This is a genomic window from Huintestinicola sp. (assembly GCF_051882455.1).
GTDB lineage: Bacteria > Bacillota > Clostridia > Oscillospirales > Ruminococcaceae > Huintestinicola.
In genome coordinates this window covers 1-3600 of record NZ_JBJERV010000019.1, presented here as the reverse complement: position 1 = coordinate 3600, position 3600 = coordinate 1, and the positions used below count along the sequence as shown (strand labels likewise).

Below are 3600 nucleotides of genomic sequence, written 5' to 3'. Positions count from 1 at the left end.
TCCGAGCAGATAGAGGAGTTTATCCCCGATGATATCAGGCAGAGATATGAGCTTTGCACCGAGGAATACGCCTGTCGGAATATCCACTTCCCCGAGTCTGCCCATGCCGCAGAGCTGTCGCGGCGAAGGCTGGGCTTTGACGAGCTGCTTGTAATGCAGTGCGCAATGGGACTTATGAGGGACAGGAGCAGGGAGGTCACAGGCTGTAAGATGATGCCTGCGGATATAGCCGTGTTTGAACGCTCCCTTCCCTTTGAGCTTACGGGAGCCCAGAAAAAAGCCTGCTCGGAGATATTTTCCGATATGTGCAAGGATGTCCCCATGAACAGACTGGTGCAGGGAGATGTGGGCTCGGGAAAGACTGCCGTTGCTGCCGCTGCCTGCTGGCTTGCGGCACAGAACGGCTGTCAGTCGGCGCTTATGGCACCCACGGAGATCCTTGCCCGTCAGCATTATGCCACTCTCAGGGGGTTCCTCGAGCCCCTGGGCATAAAGGTGGGCTGTCTCACAGGCTCTATGACCCCAAAGCAGAAAAGTGAGATAAAATCACAGCTGCAAAGCGGCGAGCTTGCCGTTGTAACGGGAACACATGCACTAATATCCGAAAGCACCGGATTTGACCGCCTGGGACTTGTAATTACCGATGAACAGCACCGTTTCGGCGTAAATCAGCGCAAGCTTTTCGCAATGAAGGGTGAAAAGCCCCACAAGCTGGTAATGTCCGCCACACCCATACCCCGAACTCTTTCGCTCATAATCTACGGCGACCTTGACATATCCATTATCAACGAGCTTCCCAAGGGCAGACAGCCCGTGGAGACCTATGCAGTTACGGGAAAGCTCAGAAGCAGGGCGCTGGGCTTTGTGAAGAAGGAGCTTGACGCAGGCAGGCAGGGCTACATCGTCTGCCCCATGATAGATGAGACCGAGGACGGCAGCGGAGAGGTACAGGCGGCAAAGGCATACGCGGAAAAGATAGCCGCAGGGGAGCTTAAAGGCTACACTGTAGGACTTCTCCACGGCAAAATGCTCCCCGCCGAAAAGGACGCTGTAATGGCAGATTTCAAGGAGGGAAAGATACAGCTCCTTGTTTCCACCACCGTTATCGAGGTGGGGGTGGACGTTCCCAACGCCACCGTTATAATGATAGAAAGCTCCGACCGCTTCGGACTTTCTCAGCTCCATCAGCTGAGAGGACGTGTGGGCAGAGGAAAATACAAGTCCACCTGCATTCTTCTCACCGACAATGCCACCGAGGAGACCAGAGCAAGGCTTAAAATAATGTCCACTCTCCACGACGGCTTTGCCATTGCCGAGGAGGACCTTAAAATGCGCGGGGGCGGAGACTTTTTCGGCAGCAGGCAGAGCGGACTTCCTCCACTTAAAATTGCCGACCTCTACAGCGACAGACAGCTTTTAGGAGACAGCTCTCAGGCGGCAAAGCAGCTTCTTAAAAGCTCTCCCGACCTTTCGGGATATCCGCTGCTCAAAGAAAAAGCCCTTGCACTCATAAATGAAAACGGCTCGGAGGGAATGAACTGATAATATGGAAATAGCCGTATATAAACGTGAATATCACGATAAGCTTATCCGTTTCCTTGAAAAATGCCTTCCCGAATCGGGACGCGCGCTTGATATAAACGGACGTCACAAAGCCTATTCCGATGTTGAAAGGTATTATTCCAAATTCTGGTGTTTGCTTGATGATGATAATATTATCGGTGCTGTTGCGGTGAAGGAGCTTAATGCAGACAGCTGTGAATTAAAGTCCTTGTATCTGCTGAAAAAATATCAGGGCAGAAAACTTGGATATGCGCTTTTGCAGACTGCCGTTTCATATGCAGTTTCCGCAGGGTACAAAAAGATGTATCTTGACACTTTTTCCACAAGCACCCGTGCTGTGTCACTTTACGAAAAAGCGGGATTTGTTTATACGGAAAGATATAATGGAAATTATAATGCAGATGTATTTATGGTTATGGATTTGAAAGCGGATGGTAATGCCAATGACCGGGAGGAGCTAAAATGACACTTATAATGCTTCACGGAATGGGACAAAATGCTTCAGGCTGGAATGAGACCGTTTCATACCTGCCTTCGGAAATATCCGCCGTCTGTCCCGAGCTGAATGATTTTTTTACCGGGGGCGAATGTACCTACAGCAGGCTGTACGGACAGTTCTGCGAATATCTCGAAAGCTTTCATGAGCCTGTGAACCTCTGCGGACTGTCGCTGGGAGCGGTGCTTGCATTGAATTATGCCGCCGACCGACCCGAAAGGGTAGGCTCGCTTATCCTCATCGCTCCGCAGTACCGTATGCCCAAAACGCTGCTAAAGCTTCAGAATATTATCTTCAAATTTATGCCCGACCGCTCTTTTAAAAGCATCGGTTTTTCAAGAGCGGATTTCTTAACGCTCACAAATTCAATGGCGGATATTGATATGACCGCAAAGCTTCCGAATATTTCCTGTCCTGCCCTTATCCTCTGCGGCGAAAAGGACGGGGCGAATAAAAAAGCGGCGGAAGAGCTTGCAAAGCTTATTCCAAACGGAGACTTTGCAGAAATAAAAAAATCCGATCACGAGGTAAACAGAGATGATCCCAAGGAGCTTGCCCGAGTTATTTCTGATCGGTGCAGGAAAATTTACGGGAGGGATTAGATGAAATACTACATAGCCGACGCATTCACCGATAAGGTTTTCAGCGGGAACCCCGCGGGAGTGTGTATTCTTGACAGCGAGCTGCCCGATGAAACAATGCAGAAAATTGCCTTTGAAAATAATCTTTCAGAGACCGCTTTTCTTCGTAAAACGGGAGAGGATTATTCACTGCGCTGGTTCACTCCGGGCTTTGAGATAGACCTGTGCGGTCACGCAACCCTTGCCTCCGCCTATATCGTGATGAACTTTATTGAGCCTTGTCTGCAGACCGTCCGCTTTGACACGGTAAGCGGCGAAATTACCGTCAGCCGCAGGGGAGAGCTGTACGAGATGACATTTCCCCTTCGCGTCCCGAAAAGGATAGATGTCACAGAGGATATCACTGCCGCTTTGGGCTTTGCGCCGAAGGAGGTCTATTCCGAGCGAGATCTTTATGTCGTTATGAACAGCGAAGCGGAGGTCAGAAGCTTTGTCCCCGATTACAATAAGCTCAGAAAGCTTGATAAATGGCTTGGTGTAGCCATTACCGCCAAAGGCGAGGACTGTGATTTTGTATCGAGATTTTTCTGCCCCGAGCTTGACCTTGAGGACCCCGTCACAGGCTCATCTCACAGCAGCCTTGTGCCTTTATGGAGTGAGAAACTTGGGAAAACGGAGCTTACCGCCCGACAGCTTTCACGAAGGGGAGGAGTGCTTTACTGCGGGCTTTGCGGAGACTGCATAAAAATTTCGGGAGCGGCGGCACTGTATTTGCAGGGGGAGATCTTGCTGTAAAAATAGCATTGATGGGGTAATTATATTATAGCACAAATGTTTGGATTTGTCAAGACCTTTTACAAAAAAATTACGGGCTTTCCGAAATTTCCTCGGAAAGCCCGTAAATATTTTTATACTAATCTTTAATCGTTCTGTAGACAAAGGCGGCAGATAGAACGCTGC

General features: G+C 49.6%; 4 protein-coding genes. All 4 read left to right on the top strand.

Annotated features, from left to right (window positions below; genetic code table 11):
- A partial coding sequence (recG, locus tag ACI4J0_RS02935; RefSeq protein ID WP_439764324.1) for an ATP-dependent DNA helicase RecG occupies positions 1 to 1542 on the top strand: 1542 nt, incomplete at its 5' end.
- Between the two features lie 4 nt (positions 1543 to 1546).
- Positions 1547 to 2029, top strand: coding sequence for a GNAT family N-acetyltransferase (locus tag ACI4J0_RS02930; protein WP_439764323.1), 483 nt, complete (start codon positions 1547 to 1549; stop codon positions 2027 to 2029).
- The gene (locus tag ACI4J0_RS02925; RefSeq protein ID WP_439764322.1) at positions 2026 to 2661 is read left to right on the top strand and encodes an alpha/beta fold hydrolase; all 636 of its coding nucleotides are present in this window, start codon (positions 2026 to 2028) and stop codon (positions 2659 to 2661) included. The genes ACI4J0_RS02930 and ACI4J0_RS02925 overlap by 4 nt, the downstream gene beginning before the upstream one ends.
- Complete coding sequence (locus ACI4J0_RS02920) at positions 2662 to 3435, top strand: PhzF family phenazine biosynthesis protein (protein WP_439764321.1); 774 nt, start codon at positions 2662 to 2664, stop codon at positions 3433 to 3435.
- Positions 3436 to 3600 lie beyond the last annotated feature (165 nt).